Source organism: Poseidonibacter lekithochrous (assembly GCF_013283835.1).
Classification (GTDB): Bacteria; Campylobacterota; Campylobacteria; order Campylobacterales; family Arcobacteraceae; genus Poseidonibacter; species Poseidonibacter lekithochrous.
Genome location: NZ_CP054052.1, coordinates 1,423,997 through 1,442,636 on the forward strand (window position 1 = coordinate 1,423,997; position 18,640 = coordinate 1,442,636).

General features: G+C 26.9%; 23 protein-coding genes. 4 read left to right on the top strand and 19 right to left on the bottom strand.

The features are described 5' to 3' along the window. Positions 1 to 4: 4 nt before the first annotated feature. Complete coding sequence (locus tag ALEK_RS06895; RefSeq protein WP_071625893.1) at positions 5 to 835, bottom strand: ribonuclease H family protein; 831 nt, start codon at positions 833 to 835, stop codon at positions 5 to 7. 1 nt (position 836) lies between these two features. Beyond that, positions 837 to 1,076 (bottom strand): transcriptional antiterminator Rof, encoded by a 240-nt coding sequence (locus ALEK_RS06900; RefSeq protein ID WP_071625892.1) that lies wholly within the window; start codon positions 1,074 to 1,076, stop codon positions 837 to 839. Between the two features lie 226 nt (positions 1,077 to 1,302). On the opposite strand from ALEK_RS06900, the gene ALEK_RS06905 reads away from it, so the two are divergent. Further along, positions 1,303 to 1,734, top strand: coding sequence for a hypothetical protein (locus ALEK_RS06905; RefSeq protein WP_071625891.1), 432 nt, complete (start codon positions 1,303 to 1,305; stop codon positions 1,732 to 1,734). Positions 1,735 to 1,765: 31 nt separating this feature from the next. Here the strand turns inward: ALEK_RS06905 and ALEK_RS06910 are convergent, their stop codons facing one another. The 4 genes from ALEK_RS06910 to ALEK_RS06925 all read right to left on the bottom strand — a co-directional run bounded on the left by ALEK_RS06910 (position 1,766) and on the right by ALEK_RS06925 (position 4,817). Then, a complete protein-coding gene (locus ALEK_RS06910; RefSeq protein WP_071625890.1) occupies positions 1,766 to 2,449 on the bottom strand; it encodes a lysophospholipid acyltransferase family protein in 684 nt (227 codons plus the stop codon). Positions 2,450 to 2,554: 105 nt separating this feature from the next. Further along, positions 2,555 to 3,481 carry an ATP-grasp domain-containing protein gene (locus tag ALEK_RS06915; protein ID WP_071625889.1) on the bottom strand — a complete coding sequence of 309 codons (927 nt, stop codon included), beginning with the start codon at positions 3,479 to 3,481 and terminating at the stop codon, positions 2,555 to 2,557. 145 nt (positions 3,482 to 3,626) lie between these two features. After that, positions 3,627 to 3,845, bottom strand: a complete 219-nt coding sequence (locus tag ALEK_RS06920; RefSeq protein WP_071625888.1) for a cold-shock protein — start codon at positions 3,843 to 3,845, stop codon at positions 3,627 to 3,629. Between the two features lie 303 nt (positions 3,846 to 4,148). After that, entirely contained in the window at positions 4,149 to 4,817 is a 669-nt protein-coding gene (locus ALEK_RS06925; protein ID WP_071625887.1) for a class I SAM-dependent methyltransferase, read from the bottom strand. A gap of 131 nt (positions 4,818 to 4,948) precedes the next feature. Here ALEK_RS06925 and ALEK_RS06930 point away from each other — a divergent pair, with 131 nt between their 5' ends. Beyond that, positions 4,949 to 5,629 carry a superoxide dismutase gene (locus tag ALEK_RS06930; RefSeq protein ID WP_071625886.1) on the top strand — a complete coding sequence of 227 codons (681 nt, stop codon included), beginning with the start codon at positions 4,949 to 4,951 and terminating at the stop codon, positions 5,627 to 5,629. 18 nt (positions 5,630 to 5,647) lie between these two features. On the opposite strand, the gene ALEK_RS06935 is transcribed toward ALEK_RS06930, so the two are convergent. The 4 genes from ALEK_RS06935 to ALEK_RS06950 all read right to left on the bottom strand — a co-directional run bounded on the left by ALEK_RS06935 (position 5,648) and on the right by ALEK_RS06950 (position 7,478). Continuing rightward, positions 5,648 to 6,166 carry a class I SAM-dependent methyltransferase gene (locus tag ALEK_RS06935; protein WP_071625885.1) on the bottom strand — a complete coding sequence of 173 codons (519 nt, stop codon included), beginning with the start codon at positions 6,164 to 6,166 and terminating at the stop codon, positions 5,648 to 5,650. 2 nt (positions 6,167 to 6,168) lie between these two features. Next, positions 6,169 to 6,477, bottom strand: coding sequence for a hypothetical protein (locus ALEK_RS06940; protein ID WP_071625884.1), 309 nt, complete (start codon positions 6,475 to 6,477; stop codon positions 6,169 to 6,171). A 77-nt stretch (positions 6,478 to 6,554) separates the two neighbouring features. Next, positions 6,555 to 6,932 carry a DUF302 domain-containing protein gene (locus tag ALEK_RS06945; protein ID WP_071625883.1) on the bottom strand — a complete coding sequence of 126 codons (378 nt, stop codon included), beginning with the start codon at positions 6,930 to 6,932 and terminating at the stop codon, positions 6,555 to 6,557. A 66-nt stretch (positions 6,933 to 6,998) separates the two neighbouring features. Beyond that, positions 6,999 to 7,478 (bottom strand): DUF2721 domain-containing protein, encoded by a 480-nt coding sequence (locus tag ALEK_RS06950; RefSeq protein ID WP_071625882.1) that lies wholly within the window; start codon positions 7,476 to 7,478, stop codon positions 6,999 to 7,001. A gap of 120 nt (positions 7,479 to 7,598) precedes the next feature. Here ALEK_RS06950 and ALEK_RS06955 point away from each other — a divergent pair, with 120 nt between their 5' ends. Then, positions 7,599 to 8,150: a cytochrome P460 family protein gene (locus tag ALEK_RS06955; RefSeq protein WP_071625881.1), complete on the top strand. Its 552-nt coding sequence runs from the start codon at positions 7,599 to 7,601 to the stop codon at positions 8,148 to 8,150. Between the two features lie 26 nt (positions 8,151 to 8,176). Next, positions 8,177 to 8,677 carry a flavodoxin gene (locus tag ALEK_RS06960; RefSeq protein ID WP_071625880.1) on the top strand — a complete coding sequence of 167 codons (501 nt, stop codon included), beginning with the start codon at positions 8,177 to 8,179 and terminating at the stop codon, positions 8,675 to 8,677. Positions 8,678 to 8,681: 4 nt separating this feature from the next. Here ALEK_RS06960 and ALEK_RS06965 read toward each other — a convergent pair whose 3' ends face one another. From ALEK_RS06965 to ALEK_RS07005, 9 genes are read right to left on the bottom strand one after another with little or no spacing between them, the layout of a single operon-like run. Beyond that, the gene (locus ALEK_RS06965) at positions 8,682 to 9,701 is read right to left on the bottom strand and encodes a response regulator (protein ID WP_071625879.1); all 1,020 of its coding nucleotides are present in this window, start codon (positions 9,699 to 9,701) and stop codon (positions 8,682 to 8,684) included. A 3-nt stretch (positions 9,702 to 9,704) separates the two neighbouring features. After that, positions 9,705 to 10,736 (bottom strand): chemotaxis-specific protein-glutamate methyltransferase CheB, encoded by a 1,032-nt coding sequence (cheB, locus tag ALEK_RS06970; RefSeq protein WP_071625878.1) that lies wholly within the window; start codon positions 10,734 to 10,736, stop codon positions 9,705 to 9,707. Then, complete coding sequence (locus tag ALEK_RS06975) at positions 10,733 to 11,605, bottom strand: hypothetical protein (protein WP_071625877.1); 873 nt, start codon at positions 11,603 to 11,605, stop codon at positions 10,733 to 10,735. Before ALEK_RS06975 ends, cheB begins: the two co-directional genes overlap by 4 nt. A gap of 2 nt (positions 11,606 to 11,607) precedes the next feature. Then, positions 11,608 to 12,393, bottom strand: coding sequence for a CheR family methyltransferase (locus ALEK_RS06980; protein WP_071625876.1), 786 nt, complete (start codon positions 12,391 to 12,393; stop codon positions 11,608 to 11,610). Between the two features lie 4 nt (positions 12,394 to 12,397). After that, positions 12,398 to 13,336, bottom strand: coding sequence for a chemotaxis protein CheV (locus tag ALEK_RS06985; RefSeq protein ID WP_071625875.1), 939 nt, complete (start codon positions 13,334 to 13,336; stop codon positions 12,398 to 12,400). A 2-nt stretch (positions 13,337 to 13,338) separates the two neighbouring features. After that, the gene (locus ALEK_RS06990) at positions 13,339 to 13,830 is read right to left on the bottom strand and encodes a chemotaxis protein CheW (protein ID WP_071625874.1); all 492 of its coding nucleotides are present in this window, start codon (positions 13,828 to 13,830) and stop codon (positions 13,339 to 13,341) included. Positions 13,831 to 13,842: 12 nt separating this feature from the next. After that, positions 13,843 to 15,648: a methyl-accepting chemotaxis protein gene (locus tag ALEK_RS06995; protein WP_071625873.1), complete on the bottom strand. Its 1,806-nt coding sequence runs from the start codon at positions 15,646 to 15,648 to the stop codon at positions 13,843 to 13,845. A 9-nt stretch (positions 15,649 to 15,657) separates the two neighbouring features. Further along, on the bottom strand, positions 15,658 to 16,533 hold the full coding sequence (locus tag ALEK_RS07000) for a PAS domain-containing protein (RefSeq protein ID WP_071625872.1): 876 nt from the start codon (positions 16,531 to 16,533) through the stop codon (positions 15,658 to 15,660). Between the two features lies 1 nt (position 16,534). After that, complete coding sequence (locus ALEK_RS07005; protein WP_071625871.1) at positions 16,535 to 18,640, bottom strand: chemotaxis protein CheA; 2,106 nt, start codon at positions 18,638 to 18,640, stop codon at positions 16,535 to 16,537.

The following is an 18,640-nucleotide window of genomic DNA, read 5'->3' on the forward strand; positions in this document are numbered from 1 at the left end:
TGTTTTAGTAAGATGTTAATGAAAGAACATCTTGTATTTGATTATAAGAGAAAAACTCATAGTTTTTATTTTTAGCTTTAATTGTATGAACTGCCATTCTATCGGCTAATTCATTACCTTCAATTCCTGCATGACCTTTTACATGTTTTATTTCGATTTTATCTTTAATCTTTTCATATAAACCATGTGCAGATTTAATAAGTTCAAGATTTTTAATCTCTCCACTTTTTTTAGTCCAACCTTTAGCTTTCCAGCCATAAGCCCAAGTAGTAATACAATCAATACTATATTTTGAATCAGAGAATATAGAGATGATATTTTCACTATGAGTTTGTTCAGCAATAATTAAAGCTTGATGTAATGCATTTAACTCAGCAGTATTATTTGTACCATTTTCTTCATAAGCTCCATGGAGTAATACAGGGTTTCTTTCATTTGAATATATAGCTAATCCACTACCAGATTTTCCAGGGTTTCCAGAACAAGCTCCATCACAATATATTCTTACATATTCATGATTCTCGTCTATTTGTGTAGATGGTTCTGAAGTAGGAGCTACTTTTGTTGTTTTTAACTCTTCTGTTTTTTTAGTTTTAATATTATTAAACTCTAAAACCATAAGATAGTTTTTTATAATTTGTTTTTGTGCAGTTAGGGCTAATTTCCCCTTTAACAACATTAGCATATTTGCATCATTTCTTGATACTTCTTTTTGTAATGCTAATTCTTTCCAATTCTCTAAAGCAGGGAATGGCAAATCTAGGATCTTGAATTGCTCTTTGTTTAAAGTATCATCATGAGATATTAACTCAATAAATTTATTATCAATATTCATATTAGTCTTCTCTATGTCTTCTACCATTAAATTTGATAACTAAATCAAGTCTAACTTTTTCTTTTGTTTCTAATACTAAAAACTCTTTTCCATCTACTACTTCCATAGTTTTAACTATACCTTCTAAAGTAAACTGTTCTTCATTAGTTTCATTTTCTAAATAGATTATTGTTGATGGTATTTTTCTTTGCATTGCAACATTTAGTTGATCAAAGAAATCACATGATATTGGATTGTACATTGTTATCTTTCTTTATAATTTAAAATATATTTTGTAGTATACTAAAAAATACTATATAAATTAATTCATCGAAAATTAAATCCTTGCAATAAGAGTATTATTCAGATAAAATTCCTTTACTTTTATGGAATAAACTTCCATCTGTTATATTCATTTTATTAATTATCTATCATTAATTTCATTATGAAAAAACGAAATCACTATAAAAATATTATTAGGAGAAACCTTGGCAAAAGGGAAAAAAACGGTAATCAAAGAGATTACTAGAATAAATGACAACGAAATTTCTATAAATGGTAAAGAATACATTTTATTAGAAAAAGTAGATAATGTTGAATCTGCTACAACAATGAAAATCTCTTCAAATGGAAATAGAATTCTAAGATTTGAAGATGAAAGTAAAAAAGCTAGAATTGATGTAAAAAGAAATATTGATATTATAAAAATCACATTTACTGATGTTCAAAGAGCTGTTAAGTTTAAAAAAGGACAAGATAAATCTTTAATAACTGGAAAAGATAGTAAAAAAGTTATTGATACAGCATCATCTTTTTCAAGTGCTAGAGATATCATAAATACTTACACTACAAAAGGTGGAGATAATTATGATTCTTTATCTGGAAAAGCTACTTTTTATTTATACGAAGAAGTTAAATAGATTTATATAAAAGGTAGTATTTTACTACCTTCTATTTTATATTAAATCTATTTTTATAGTTTTCTTCTAAAGGTGTTTTATCTTTATACTCAATAATATCACCAATCTCAATTTGAATACTTAAATTTTCTGTTCTATTTATAATTGCTTCTTTTAAAACATCATGTGCATTACTTTTTATAAATACAGGAAGAAGGGGAAGTCTATTTTTTAAGGCTATAATTCGTGAACCTTCTTTAAATTCCCCAATTACATTATCTGTTTTATTTCTTGTTCCTTCTGGAAAAATATAAATGGATTTTCCTTGTTTAACTACTTCTTTTGTATCTTTGAAGAATTTTGACATATTAGAAGCTTCTCTATCAAGTAAAATTGAACCTGCATTTCTAGTGAAGGCTCCAAAAAAGAAAGAGTTATATAGCTCTTTTTTTGCAACCCAAGAACCAGTTATATTTGAGTCTTGAAGAGCTACTTCTACAATAAGTGGGTCAAGTATACTTCTGTGATTTGATACTAGTAAGTACTGCCCATCTTTTGGTATTTTTTCTTTATTTATAACATCAATAGTAATATTTAATTTTGAAAGTAAGATTGTTGCATATTCATATCTTAATTTTATTTTTTCTTCTTCATTTCTTGCTTTTTTTAGTTTAAATCCATATTTATTTGTTAGGTAAGTTGCATATATAGCTATGCTTATTTGTTTGAAATTCAATCTAATCCTAGTTAATTTTTGCTATTGTATCTAATTGCATATATAAAGCAATTTTTTTATGAGTGAATATTAGATAAATATCAAAAAATATAACTAGTATAATAATTATATATTTAATGAAGTTTTGTGATCTATTAATTCAACTATATGTTGGATTTTTTTATCATTAAAACTAAGCCCTAAAGATTCTTGTTCTTGTGTTGCAAAAGCTGGGATACCATTTACTTCTAAAACAACATATTGTTCTTTTTCTCTATCATATAATATATCAACACCGGCAATTTCTAAACCTGTGATTTTTGCAGCTTTAAGTGCAAGGTTTATTACATCGTCTTCTGGTTCTCTTAAAAAAATTGAACCCCCACTTGTAATATTTGTTTTCCAATCACCTTTTTTTGCTTTACGTCCATAACAAGCTATATAATTTCCATCAACTATATCTACTCTATAATCTGTATTATCATAGTCAATAAGTTTTTCTATATATACTTTTGTTAAATCTAATTGTTCTAGACTTTTCTTTAGAAGTAAAATATCAGAATTATGATCAATTTTTGTAAGACCTTGACCACCCCATCCATTAAGAGGTTTACATACTAAACTTGACCATTTATCCATAATAGTCTCTAAATGTAAATGATTGTCTTTATGAAAAAATTCATAATCAGCAGTTGCTATACCATTGTTTTTTAATAAAAATGATGTTTGAAATTTATCTTCTGTTAGCATAAATGCTTCATAGTTATTAATAGTTGGCATTAATTTATCTAGGGCTTGATAAAGATAAGTTTGATAAGGAGTTTGCTCACCCGCATTATAAGAAAAAAATAGATCAATACTACTTTTTAAATCATAATTACAATTGCCATAAGTGTCACATAATATGGATCCATTACTTACAATTGCTTTATTTAAATCTACACCTGTAATTGAATCTATTTCTCGTTCAAGTAGTTTGTTTCTTAGTTGGTTTTCAATTTCTTTTCCACCACCGTTTTGGTAAATCCACATTCCTATAGTTCTTTTTTTCATATTAAGCCTTATATTATGAATTGGTAGAATTAAAGAATAATAAAATTAAGTGTTAAAATTGTGGTTAAGAGTAGTAGTTAGTAAATTTTGGGCATAAAAAAAGGGAGAAGATAAATCTTCTCCCTCTTTTAGAAAAAAGTGCTTATTATAAAGCAGTAACGTTAGTAGCTTGAGGACCTTTTTGACCATCTTCTACTTCGTAAGATACTTTTTGACCTTCAGCTAATGAAACTCTACCGTAACCACTTCTGTTAACTTGTTTGAAATGTACGAATACATCTTTGCTTCCATCTTCTGGTTGGATAAAACCAAAACCTTTTTCATCATTGAACCATTTAACAGTTCCGTTATTTAAATCTGCCATGCAAATTCCTTTTATTGTAAAAATTACTTTATCATAAATAAAGCTTGTGTCAAAATATAAATTGAGCGTATTCTATAGGTAGTTATACTGTTGTGGTTCAACAAACATATTCCTAAGATGAAACTCCAATCATCTTTCAATTGCCAATATCATAACAAAATTTTACTTTGATGTACACCCTTAGGCGCCAAAATTTCAATAAATTTGATAATATTTTTGAAATATTACGAAAAAACACTGTTTTTGCTACCTAGAAGCTACTTTTATAGCAAAATTGCTTTACAATTATATGAAGAATTATTATTAAATCTTTTGATAAATTGCAAAAAAATGAGGAACACTTGGTGTTTGATTATCATCATAAGCTAAAAAACTACATTCTTTTAGTTTATCTTCTGTAATAAATTTATCAATTTCCTCTTTATTTAAAGGTAAAGGTATCTCATTTTCTTTCTCATTTTGCTTTCTACTTCTACAAGAAACTAAAACAAATGCATTTTTACATAATAAATTAGAAATTGATTTTCTTGCTTGTACTCTATATTTACCTGGTAAAACTTGAATTGTATTACATTCATAAACTAAGTCGAAATTCTCAGACCATTCTTTTGGATAATCAAATAAATCCGCAACTAAATAATTGACTTTAGAATTTGGATATCTATTTTCACATAAATCAATAGCAGTTTGTGAAATATCAAATGCTGTAACTTCGTAACCAAATGTACTTAGTGCTTCAGCATCATCCCCAACACCACAACCAATAACTATTGCTTTTTTGTCTGTTTTTTTATTGGGGTTCTTTTCTAACCAATCTACTAAATATGGACTAGGTTCTAAGTCAGCCCAAAATACTGCTTTGTAATCTCCTTGTGCATCTTGATAAATAGAATCAAACCAGCCAGTTGGATCATCATTTTCTTGATATTCTCTTACCATCTTCTTATAAGCTACGGGATCAAATTCTTTCATTAAATAGTCCTATATTATTAATTTTTATTTGTGTAAAAGTTTATTCTACAAAAAAACTAATTTAAAATACTTATATTCTTTTTAAACATATTGCATTAAACTTATTATAAAGAGATAATAAAGGATTTATTATGAAACATGAATTAATGAAATTACCATTTGGTTATGATGATCTTGAACCTTTTATGTCTAAAGAGACATTAATGTTTCATCATGATAAACATCACCAAACATATGTAAATAAATTAAATGAATTAATAATAGATACAGACTTTGAAAATATGAGTATAAAAGAAATCATTAAAAAAGCAGATGGAGCAATATTTAATAATGCTGCACAAATATATAATCATGATTTTTTCTGGAATGGTCTAACATCTAAAAATACAAAACTATCTTTAGAATTAGAACAGTCTATTACTCAATATTTTGGATTAATGGAAGATTTTAAAAAAGAGTTTATTAAAAAAGCAATTGGGCATTTTGGCTCAGGATGGGTATGGTTAGTTTCTGATGATATGGGAAAACTCAAAATCATCACAAGTGATAATGCTAAAACACCAATGGAATTAGGATTAAAACCTTTATTAGTATGTGATGTATGGGAACATGCTTATTATATTGATTATAGAAACCTAAGACCTGAGTATTTAGAAAATTGGTTTAAACTAATAAATTGGAATTTTGTATCTGAAAATTATAAAGAATTAAAAGGTTTAATTAAACCTAATTATATAGATGATTGTAATGATAATAGTGCTATGTGTAATTATATAGAAACACTAATAGAAGAAGAAAGAGTTACAAGCTAAGTTTTTTAGCTTGTAATTTTATGTTTTATATGTATATATTGGTGTTTTATAAATATCCTCTATATATATAATGTCTCTTGCTTTTATGTTTCTAAAGGCAAAAGTATTGCTTATTATTTGTGTATTTATACAGTCATCAAAAAGTTTATCTTCTAATAACTCCATTCCTTTTGGGAATAAGTAACATACTAATATCGAGTTATGTAAATCTTCTTTTAAATAGTTCTTTCTATATATATGTAGGTTTTTTATATTTAGTACTTTTTTTAATATTATAGATATTGCCCAAGGAACTAATGATAATTCATAAGCAATAATATTTTTATCAGGTAATCTTGAAGCTAAGAATATACTAAGTATCCCAAATCCACTGCCTAAATCAATGATATTATTATTTGAACTATCTTTTAATAAATTCAAAATTTGTAAACGTGATTTAAAAGAGCTTGGCATTGGAGAGATTCCAATTTTAAAAGTATATATGATTATACTAATTAGATTAAGAAGTAAGAATAGTAATAAAATAGCTTCAATCATTCCTAACTACACTTCCTACATTCTGTTTTATAAGTGGCTTCATTTTTTGAGCATAAAACACATTTTTGAACAAATACACTCATATCTCTTTTAATTGAACACTTATAATTCATCAAAGCTGTATAAGATACATTTTGAACAGGATCGTAAGCTAATTTATCTATTATCTCTTTTGGAGTTTTACTATTTTTTGATACAACTCTTCTTACATTTGTATATTGGCTTCTACTTAGTTTTTTTAAAAGTTCAATATCATTTGTTCTTTGAGCTATCATTATAAGTTCATGTTCATCTGTTGAGATATTTGTCATTGTGTATTTAATCCTTGTATTATATAAATTTTGCGGATTATATAATACAAAGGTATTAAAAAAGTATCAAATTAGATTTATTTAACTTCTTCAATTATATTAAGTAAGATTTCTTGAACTTCTTGAGCTAATTCAATTAAATCAGGATTAATATCGTCAACTAATTGTACTAATGAGTTCATAGCAATTGTAGTTAGTCCCTCATCTGTATATACTGAAATCTTACATGGCATAATTACAGATAAAGACATATCTGTTTCTAAAAACTGCTTAGCATAAGCTGGATTACAAATATCTAAGATTTGACACTCTTTATTGAAGTCGACACCTTTTGATTTTAATGTTTCTTTTACATTATGAATATGTAAAACTCCAAATTTATAGTTTGGTACAGTAGCTAAAATAGTATCAACTACTTCTTGTACAGATTTATTTGATTTCTCAATATATTGCATTTTATTTCCTATGTTAATTTCAGAACAGATTATAGTGAAAATTGATTTAAATGATATTATTGAATATCATAATTCTTTTTTTAAAGTTGCCTTTTTACTTTTAATAAAAGAGGTTGTATAATATATCTCTCTTAAAAATAGAAGTAATGACATAATAAAAGATATCATTGCAATTATAAATAAAGTGGCAATAAATATAGAATCCTTAAAATCAAAAAGAGAACTAAGAAACATTGTTACAATAACAAGAGCTATTAATAATCCAGTTGTTGTACAAAAGAAAATAGCATAATTTGTATTTTGCATTCTCATAGTAAGAAATCTTCTTCTCTCTGAGAGTTTCTCTTCTGCTTTTTCTATAGCCTCAGGAGTTTTTTGATTTGCTACATAATTATCTATTTTCTCTAACTTGTCAATAATTCTTGATAATCTTCCTGTAAAAACATTAAGTAATCCAGCAACACCTGCTAATAAAAAAACTGGAGCAACGGCTAATTGTATTAATTGTGATACTGTATTTACTGTTTCGTGAGTATTCCCTAGCATGATATAACCTATATTTTATGAGTTGTTTTATTTTACTCTTTCTTCTTTAATTATTATTTAAAACTACACAAGTAATAAACATTAAAGTTTTATACTGAGTATATGAATAAGGAGGATGTTATGAAAAAAAGTATAATTAGTTTAATAGCATTTATATTTATTTTATCTTCTACCTCATTATTTGCAGAAATGAAAATGCAAGCTGCATTTGGTGGAGAAAAAGACATTGAATATTCAAAATATTTATGGCAAAAATTAGAAGATGGTAAATTTAACTCTACAGCATCAAACCTATATTTAGGACCGCCTCCTCATGGTGGAGTAAGAGAAGTCTTAGAAGGTAAAATTGATGGAAAAAGAGTCTTATTAAAAAGAAATTACGGTGGAGCTGGTATTACTATTGAAAAAGTAGAAGCTAATAGAGACTTATACTTAAAAGCAATTACAGTAATGATTAAAAAAGATGGCTTTGATCCTAAAAATGGAGATTGGTTCTGGGCAAAATATAAAGCTGATGGAACTTTAGATAAAACTCCAAAAAAACAAGCAATTGTTGGTAAATTCCCTGGATGTATTGGATGTCATCAAGCAGCTAAAAAAACTGACTTTGTTTTTATTCATAATAATGAATTAAACGGAGAAGTTACACTAGTTGAATCTCTTAAAAAATAGATATTTTTTGGCACAAAGGATTAATGATGAAAAAGATTGGATTATTTTATGCTACAGAGGGTGGAACTTGTGAAGATGTATCTAAAAGATTAGTTAAGCTTTTAGGTGAAGATAATGTAGACTTAATTGAAGTAGTAGATGCTTCAATTTCTGATATTGAAAACTATGATAGTTTAATACTTGCAAGCTCTACTTCTGGAGTTGGTGAATTACAACCTGATTGGGATGAACTTTATAATGAGTTTGACAACATTGATTTTTCCAATAAAACTGTTGCCTTATTAGGACTTGGCGATCAAGATTCTTATCCTGACTCTTTTGCTGGTGGTGTTTCATTTTTTTATGAAAAACTAAAAGATGCAAAATTAGTTGGACAAACTTCTACAGATGGTTATGAATTTGATGAAACTGACTCTCTAGTAGATGGAATGTTTGTTGGATTATTAATTGATGAGGTAAACCAAGAAGAATTAACTCAAAAAAGATTAGAAGACTGGGGAGAGCAAATCAAAAATGATTTACTCTGAAATCCTAAAAGAATTCTAAATCATTATCATCTTCTTTTTCTTTCTGATTTATTGTATTTTCAAAGAAGGTGATATTTTCTCTATATGAATCATGAAAATAGTTTACGTCTTGAACATTCTCTTCCATAAACATATCTAAGATATATTGTTTTATATCATTAATTAAAAACTCTAAAATACTAAATGCTTCTTCTTTAGTTCCATAATTAATATCATCTAGTTTAATATCATCTAAAACTTCAGCAAGTCTTAGCACTTCTGATGTAACTTTTTCAACTCTATCAAAATAACTAAGAGTAGAGTGCAGTTTATGAATGTCATTAATTAACTCTTCTAAATGTTCCTCTTCTTTGTACTCTTTATAAACAAAACTATCAAAATTATCACTCATATCATATAATGTATCCATTAATATTTCTTTTTGATTTTCAAAAAAGTAATAACTCTCAGGATCTTCAATTTTGATTTTTTCTAAGAACTCTTTTACTGATACTTTTGCATTTTGTTCTATGTCTTGTTCAATTTTTACTTGAGTAGGGCTTTTTCTAGTTTCATCAATTGTTCTTTTTGAGATCTGTTTTACATAAGTATTAAATTTTACTCTTTCTAGTTCTTTTTTTGATTGGATTTTTTTTAGTATTTTGGTAATTGTATTTTTCAGATTTGAAGTACTAATAGGTTTCTTTAAAAAACCATCAACTCCTATATCTATTAATTCTAATAAATATTTTTCATCTGTATATGCAGATGTAATTAATATATTTTGCTCAGGAGTATGGGCTTTAATACCTTTACTTAACATGATGCCATTGGTGTTTGGCATTTGTATATCACTTACAATTAAATCAAAATGTTCTTTTCGAAATAAATCCCAAGCTTCTTTGCCATCTGCTGCTGTCTTTACAAGAGAAAAGTATGTTTCTAGTGCAACTTTAAAAATTTCTAGAATCTGCTCATCATCTTCTATTAAAAGTACTTTTTTACCTTTTGCTAGTTTTATTAATAAATTCACATCTGTTTTCATTGTTTATCCTTCTAAAGAGTTTATAATTTTTATTATCTCATTAGTGGATACTTCTTTGTTTACTCCACCAATTTGATTAGCAATATTTGACATACCGTATACAATACAACTTTCTTCATCTTGCCCATAAGTGTTATATCCCATTTCTTTTAATTTTTTTATACCTAAAGCACCATCATCACCCATTCCAGTTAATATAAATGCTGTAATCTCTTGAGGTTTTATTTTTGATACAGATTTAAATAATGCATTAGCACTTGGCTTATGACTATTGATTTTTGGGTAATCTTTTAGAACTGTAAAATACTCATCTCCTTTTTTTATGATTTCAGTGTGAATACCACCTTTTGAAATAATTACTTTATTAAGATCAATTGATTCATCATCTTTTGATTCTACTACATTTGAATTAGTGATTTTGTTTAATCTTGTTGCAAAAGATGCCGTAAAACCCTCAGGCATATGTTGTGTGATTACTATACCAATATGGTTCTCTTTTAGTTTTGATATTATCTCTTCTAGAATTTGAACCCCACCAGTACTTGAGCCAATAACAACAAACTTTTTAGAAGATTTATTTCCAATACTATTTTTACTTAGATCTTTTTTTTCAATAATATTTGGTGTATATTTTACTGTCGCTTTTGAAGCTGAATAAATTGCACGTATAATTTCTTCTTTTTGTTCATTAAAAAAGTCTTTTAAATTTAGTTTTGGTTTTAAGATAATATCTAAAGCCCCAAGTCTAAGGGAATCAATAGCAGAACTTGAACCATCACTAACTAAAGTTGAGCAAATAATAACAGGAATATGTTTTTGTTTATTAATTTGCTTTAAAAATGTTAAACCATCCATTTTTGGCATTTCTATATCTAATATAAACACATCAGGTAGTCCTACTTTTTTGAAGATTTCAAAAGCATCTACTGGATTGGCTGATTCACCAATTACTTTGATGTTTTGTTCATATTGTAAGATTTTATTTAATGCATTCCTAACAATCATAGAATCATCAATTATAAATACTTTTATCATTCAAAAAACTCCAGACTACTGTCATCAGTACTTGTTTCTTTTGCTTTAAAAGAATTTTTAAGAAATTTTAATGAATTCTCCAAAGAATCCTCAACCACGTAAAGATCAGTAAAGTTACGTTTAATAAAATAATTATCTAAGAATATTGCTATATCTTCAATAATTCGAGATAGATAAGTAAAACTTTCAATATTATCAACAGAAGCCTTTTTTAAATCTACTTTATTAAGCATTGCAGCGAAATATTTCATAGAGTTTTTGATTTTTTTTGAATACATTAGATAGTTTTCAAAAATTTTATTTATTCTGTTTATTGACTGTTTTACTTTATGTATATTGCCTTCTGATATATCACCTTCATCTATTATTTTAGATAAATGATGAAGCTCATCTCTAATGAAAATTATTTGAATTTCAAAAGAGTCAACATATGTATTACTTGTATCTTCTAATGTTTTTGTTTCATCAAAAGCTTTTTCTTGTAATAGTGAGTACATTTTATAACTTAGAAGTTCTTCATTTATACTCTTTGTAAAAGATGTATTTGAAAGATTTAACATTTCAAAGTGAACTTCTTCCTCTTCATTCTGACAGTATAAAACTTTTATATCTTCATACTTCAAAATTTCAAGAAGATATAAACAAATTTCTTCTTTATTCTCTTTGGAATTAATGATTATTACATCAATATTGTTATTTAATATTGTTGTATTTAAATTACTTAGAGTATAAGGTGTAGATTCTTGAATTAAAATGTCATTAAACATATTAAATAAACCATTTAAATGTTTAAGGTTATCTTCTCCAAATAGTAATAAATTTTTATTTTTCGCAATAAATTTTAAGTTTATTTTTTCTTGTTCAAACATAATTAAACCTTTTTATAAATAGAATCTTTTACATATTGTAATGTCTTGAATTCTTCACTATGAAAATAGTCAGTCATTCCAACTATTAAATAACCACCTTTTTTTAGGTTATGAAGAATGTTTTTAATTACCTTGTTTTTTGTTTCTTCTGTAAAATAGATTAAAACATTTCTTAAAAAAATAACATCAAATTTTCCTAGTTCATCATTTTTGATCATTAAGTTATTTTCTAAAAAATTAGTCTGAAACTGTAGTTTTCTATCTACTAACATTTTTCCTTCATATTGTTGTCTTCCTATTAGACAATATTTTTCTTGATATTTCTTAGGAATCTTTTCTAATAGAGCTACTTGATATAATCCTAATCTTGCAATATCTAAAACATGAGTATTTATATCTGTTCCAACAACTTCCCAATTGAATAAATTAGAATCTAAAACCATTGATATAGAATAGGCTTCTGCTCCAAATGATGCTGCTGCACTCCAAACCCTTAAACTTTTTGATTTTTTTGCAAGTTGTTCTAAAAAATCAAAATGAGCCGTTTCTCTAAAGAAATATGTTTCATTTGTACTTATTTGATTTAAAAATTGTGATTTTTCAAATTTTGATAATTGAACTATTTTTAAATAATGAGAAAAATCTTTTATTTGATAATAGTTCAATCTTTTAAATAATCTTGTTTGAACCATATCTTTTTTTGAATCATTTAAAGTAATTCCAATTTCATTAAAAACTAATTTTTTGATAATGGCAAATTCGCTGTTTTTTAGGGATATATTAAACATAATTTTACTTTATGTATTTTTTAATTGCCATACTTAATGACTGAATATCTACTTTACAAACAATTTCATTTGCACCTAGTGTCATTAACTCATTTCTCATAATGTCATTTGCCATATTAGTATGAACTAGAATATTTAACTCATCATATTTAGCTTCATTTCTAACTTTTTTTATTACTTCTTTTCCACCAATTATTGGCATTTCAACATCTGTTACAACTAAACCTATTTCTTCTTGTGTATATTTGTCTATCTCATTTAATAATTGTTCTCCATTACTTAAAATTTTGTAATTGAGATTTAATTCTAAACATACTTTTTTTAGTAGATTTTGAATTAACTTACTATCATCAGCAAGAAGAACCATTTTTTGGTTATCTATGGATTTTATATTTTGTAAATCATTTAAAGAAGATTCATTTTGATCTTCAAAAGTATCAAAAAGTAGTTTGTCTGAATCAATAATAGTACATAAATGTTCACTATTATTAAGTGCAATTTTTGTAGTAAACGTAGATTTTGAATTTCCACTTGTAGTTGATTGCATCATGTTTGGTTCAATTGTAGTAATATATTCAACATTTTTTACAAGTAAACCAAATTTTTCACCACCATAATTTACAATAATTACAAATTCAGTATCATTTTCATTAAAGTCACCAACGCCTAACCAGCAATCAAAACTAACTAAACTTAGCATTTCTCCTCTTACATCAGCTACTCCAACAATAAGATTGTCATCATAGTTTCTAACCATTGTAAGAGTTTTGAAAACTACAATCTCTTCAATTTTTGATACATTTTTAGCATAATATTGTTCATCTTTCCCATGAAAAAGTAGATATTGATTTGCATCATTTGCATTTGTAGATACAAGTTTTACTATATCAATTTCTTCTTCATCTAGATAATCATATTCACTTTCATAACTTGTAGCATCCATAACTAATCCTTTATAGCAGATAGTTCTGAGATTTTTAAAACCTCTTCATGATTAATAATACAAACTTCTTTATCATTATATTTAGCAATATTTTTTATAAATTTTGTATCAATTTTAGTTCCAAATAAAGGTGTATCACAAAGACTGTTTTCATCTAATCCATCTACTTCATAAATTTCATCAATCATTATTGCAATATCATGAACTTTGCTATTTTGATTTACTTGTACAATTGCAAAAGAAGTACGATCTAGAACTTGTGTCTCTTGTACTTCAAACCTATCTAATAAATCAATTACTGCAACTATATTTCCTCTAATATTTGTAACACCTTTTACATAGGAGTTAAGTTTTGGTACCTTTGTAATATCTTGATATTCAACAATTTCTCTAACTATTAATACAGGTAAAGCATATAAATCATTGTTACTTAGAAACAAAAAATACTGTTCCCCTGTATTATTAATAAGTTCTTCTTCTTGTTCATCATACATGATTAAGTCCTATTACAATCTACTAAACTCTCTTAAATCCATTGTTTCTTCTAATTGTGAATCCAATGAGTTTGGAGTTAAAATAGCATTGTTATTAATATTTGAAGTTTTGAAGAACTCCATTAGTTTTACTAATCCATTTGATTGTCCATCAAGCTCTTCTGCTGCACTTGATAACTCTTGTGCACTTGTAGAATTACTTTGTGTTACACCATCTAATTGAACCATTGCATGGCTAATTTGTTCGATCCCTTTACTTTGTTCATTACTAGCATTTGAAATACTTTGGATTAAATGTGCAGTTCTCTCAATTTTTGGAACTAGTGAGTTAATAAGTTCACCAGCTTCTTCACTTACTTTAACACTACTTTTTGTAATACTACTAATCTCTTTTGCTGCTACTTGAGACCTTTTAGCTAGTTTTCGCACCTCTGCTGCTACTACTGCAAAACCTTTTCCATGCTCTCCAGCTCTTGCTGCTTCAATAGCTGCATTTAATGCAAGAAGATTTGTTTGATATACAATATCCTCAATAATTATAATTCTATCTGCAATAATTTGCATAGATTCAACTGTCTGAGATACAGCCTCTCCACCTTTTTTCGCCATTTGTGAAGCTTCTGTTGCAATACCATTTGTTTCATTAGCATTTTTTGTATTCTCATCAATTGCACCATTTAGTTGCTCAACGGCTGCTGTTGTTTGTCCAAGTGAGCTTTCTTGTTGCTCAGCTCCTAAAGATAGAGTTTGTGAAGTTTTATTTACTTCACTTGAGGCAACTCCCATTTCAGAAGCATTAGTTCTAATTTTTTCTACCATTTGTGTTAAGTTATCAACAAACTCATTTATATTTAGTTTGATAGCATTAAAGTCACCAGGTAGTTCTATCTCAATTTTTGCAAGTAAATTACCATTACTCATTTTTCCTAGAATCTCTTTGATTTCTGTAATAATATTTCCTAAAATATAAACCAGTTCATTAATTGAATTTTTACTAATTTCAAAAGTACCTTTATAGTTTTTTACAATTTGAGCATCAAAATCTCCATCTTTGATTTTTAATAAACTCTCATTAATATCATTTAAAGTCATTTGTACATTATTGGCAAATGTATTGATACTATCTTTTGTATATTTGAATTGACCTGTATATTCATTCTCAATTCTTTGTGAAAAATCACCTTCTTGCATCATTGAAAGATTACTATTAACATCACTTATAAATAATTCAATATTATCTATAATTTTGTTAGTAGCAGTATGTATTTTAATAAAATCATTTTGATACTTACTAGTATCAACTCTAAGACCAAGCTCACCTGCATCAATTGCTTCATCAATCATTTCTGTATCAATAACTAGTTCCATTAGGCTTTCACCTAAGTTATTTACAATTTGTTTGAAATAACCTAAACTTCCAAGGTACTCGCTAGTAATTCTTGCGCTCATATCACCATTTGCTAGTTTTTCAACTGTCTCTCCTAAATCTCTAAATGCACTTACTGTTAGATCAACTGTATAGTTATTATTTTCCATTAACACTGCATATGAACCACTTAGACTTAAAGTATCAATTCTCTCATCAACTTCACCTTGTGATACTTGATCTACTAAAGTTGTTGAGCTTTGTAGTGAATAAGATAATTGTGATTTAATCTCATTTATATAGTTACAAATATTATTTAAACTTTCATCTTCACATTCAAGCTCTTGAAAATCAAATTCACCTTGAGATAAACTTTTTAATGATTCTTCAATAAGTGTTAAATTCTCATTCCCAGCAATTCGCTGTTCTCTTGTTTTTCTTATCTTTTCCATGATAGACTCCTAATATTTATCTCTGATGATTGTTAGATTATTAAACATATTATTTATGTCACAACTCAAATCTTCTGCCATATTTTTAAAAGAACTCATATTTTCATTTTCTTTTGCTTTTTGTATATATTTATCAACACTTGCATGAAATTTAGAATGATTTTGAACTAGCTGAATCCATGCTTCATCGCTTGTGAAACTTTCATTCTTCATATTTTCAAAGATTTCTCTGAATTTATATACACTATGTTTTTTATCCTCTAACTCCTGAATCTGTCCATTTTTAATACAACTATTTAGATACTCTTTAAATATTAAATGTGTATTTCTCTCTTTGTTATAATCAATATTTCGTATAGCAATATTTTCAACACTTTTTTCTAATGATAATCTATCAATAAATTGATCATAAGTTAAGTTTCTTTCTTTCAAATAAGCTTGAACAAATTGTAATGATTCATCTACTGAATGAGTTTTTTCATACTCTAATAAAGTGTTATAAAGCTTTGTTATATAATCTTTTGCAAAACTATTTAATGGTTTTCTATATGAAGTTATTTTTACAACTTCCCCATTAACAATAATAGGTTTTACATAGGCTTTAACCCAATAATAATCCCCATTTCTTGCAATATTTTTAACAAAAGCATAAATAACTTCGCCATTTAGAACCCTGTTCCAAAGGAGTTTGAATATAGCTTTAGGCATTTGTGGATGTCTAATCATATTATGAGGCTGACCAATTACTTCTGATCTTTTGTACCCAGCAATGTCACAAAAAATATCATTTGCATAAATGATTGTTCCTTTTTTATCTGTAGTACTTACAATCATATCTTTTTCAGTAATTTCGATTTCATTACCTGTATTAATTTCTAAGTTCATATCATTCTCCTTGTTTGATTCGATATTCTAATAATCTTGGAATATCAAAAATTAATGCTACATCACCTGTACCAAGAATCGATCCTCCACTAATCCCTGGCACGTTTTCAAATATCTCACCAAGGGGTTTAATTACAGTTTGTTGTCCACCAAATAATTCATCAACTTGAAGACCAACTTTGTAATTACCATATTTAACTATCACAACATTTTTTCGTATTTCCTTTATGACTTTTTCATTATAAAAGGAGCGGATATCTAAAAGAGGTAAGACTTCACCTCTTACATTAATAGTGCTAGAACCTTCTATGCTAGTTTGACATTCAGGAGTTAATTCCATACATTCACTTATTAAATCTAAGGGAATAATATATTTTGTTTCACCTGCTTGAACTAAGAAACCATCAATAATTGCGAGTGTTAAAGGTAAACGTATTGTAATTTTACTCCCTTTATTCTCACTACTATCAACATCAATTACACCTCTTAACTCTTCAATATTTCTTTTTACAACATCCATTCCTACGCCACGACCAGAAATATCTGATACTTCTGATGCTGTTGATAATCCAGCTTCAAATATTAATTTATATATTTGTTTATCACTTAATTTATGATTTTTATCAACAACTCCATTTTCGATGGCTTTTTGTAAAACAATATTTTTATTTATACCTGCTCCATCATCTTGAATTTCGATAATAATACTTCCTGAATCAGGATATGCTCGTAAATATACTGTTCCTTTTGCTTTTTTACCTTTTTGTTCTCTAACCTCAGGCATTTCAACACCATGATCGATTGAGTTTCTAAGCATATGAACTAGTGGATCACTTAGTTTTTCAACTACACTTTTATCAAGTTCTGTATCCCCACCTTCAATAATAAAATCAATATCTTTACCTAATTTTTTGGCTGTATCATTTACAATTCTTTTAAACTTTACAAAGGAATCTTTTACTTGAACCATTCTAATATTCATTACAGCTTCTCTTATTTCTTCAAGTAATAATGAAATGCCTTCTGATACTTCTTCTAAATCCTCGTCAGCATTTTGTTCTGCAATTTGCATAAGTTTTGCATTTTGAATTACCATTTCACCCATTTTATTAATTAATAAATCAACCTTTGAAGAATCAACTCTTAATGAAAAAGACTTATTAGTAATTTCAGGATTTGCTTTTGATTCTTCTTTAATTGTTTCATTGTTAATTGTTACTTGAGTACTAGGAGTTTTCACTTCAATAATTTCTTGTTTTATCTCTTCTTGAATAGCAGGTGTTTGTTTTATTTCAAATGATTCTTCATTATATGAGCAGTTTTCGATTAATACTTCTTTTAAATTTTCATTTTCTCTATGTGTAAGAAGTGTCAATAAAGAATCAATATCATTGTGTTTAAATACAAATAAATCTACATCATCTTCAACAAATTCAAATATTTCTAAGATGTCATCCTTAGAACAATCTGATTCAAAATCAAATTCAAAACCAATATATGTTTTAAAACAATTAATATTTTCTAAATTTGGAATAGAAGATGTAATTGGTATATTAATTAATATTTCACCCATTTTGTTAAAGAATCTAAAAATTGAAATAATGTCCATTCCCGAATTAAAAAAGTCTTCATCAAATCTAAGTGAGATATGCCATAATAATTCATCTTCATTACTTACAGCTTTTTCTTCAACTTCTATTATTTGATTATCAATAGTAATTGGTTCATTTAAAAATGATGATAATTCAATTTGTAGATTCTGTGTTTGACTTGTTAATTCCTCTGAAAAATCTTGATTATTTACACAACATTCCACCATATTTTGAGTATTGTCTTTTACATTCATAAATAAAGAAGATAATGTTGCATCTAATTTTGTATTACCGCATCTTACATCATCTAATAAATTCTCAGCAATATGAGTAAAGCTAACAATGTTATCAAATTCAAACATTCCAGCAGTACCCTTAATTGTATGCATTGCACGAAATATTTCCCCGATTTTTTCAATATCATCAGTTCCATCTTTTGCATCTAATAATGCATTTTCCATTAGTTGTAATTGTTCAGTTGCATCTTCATAAAAAAGTGTTAGTTCTTCTTCCAT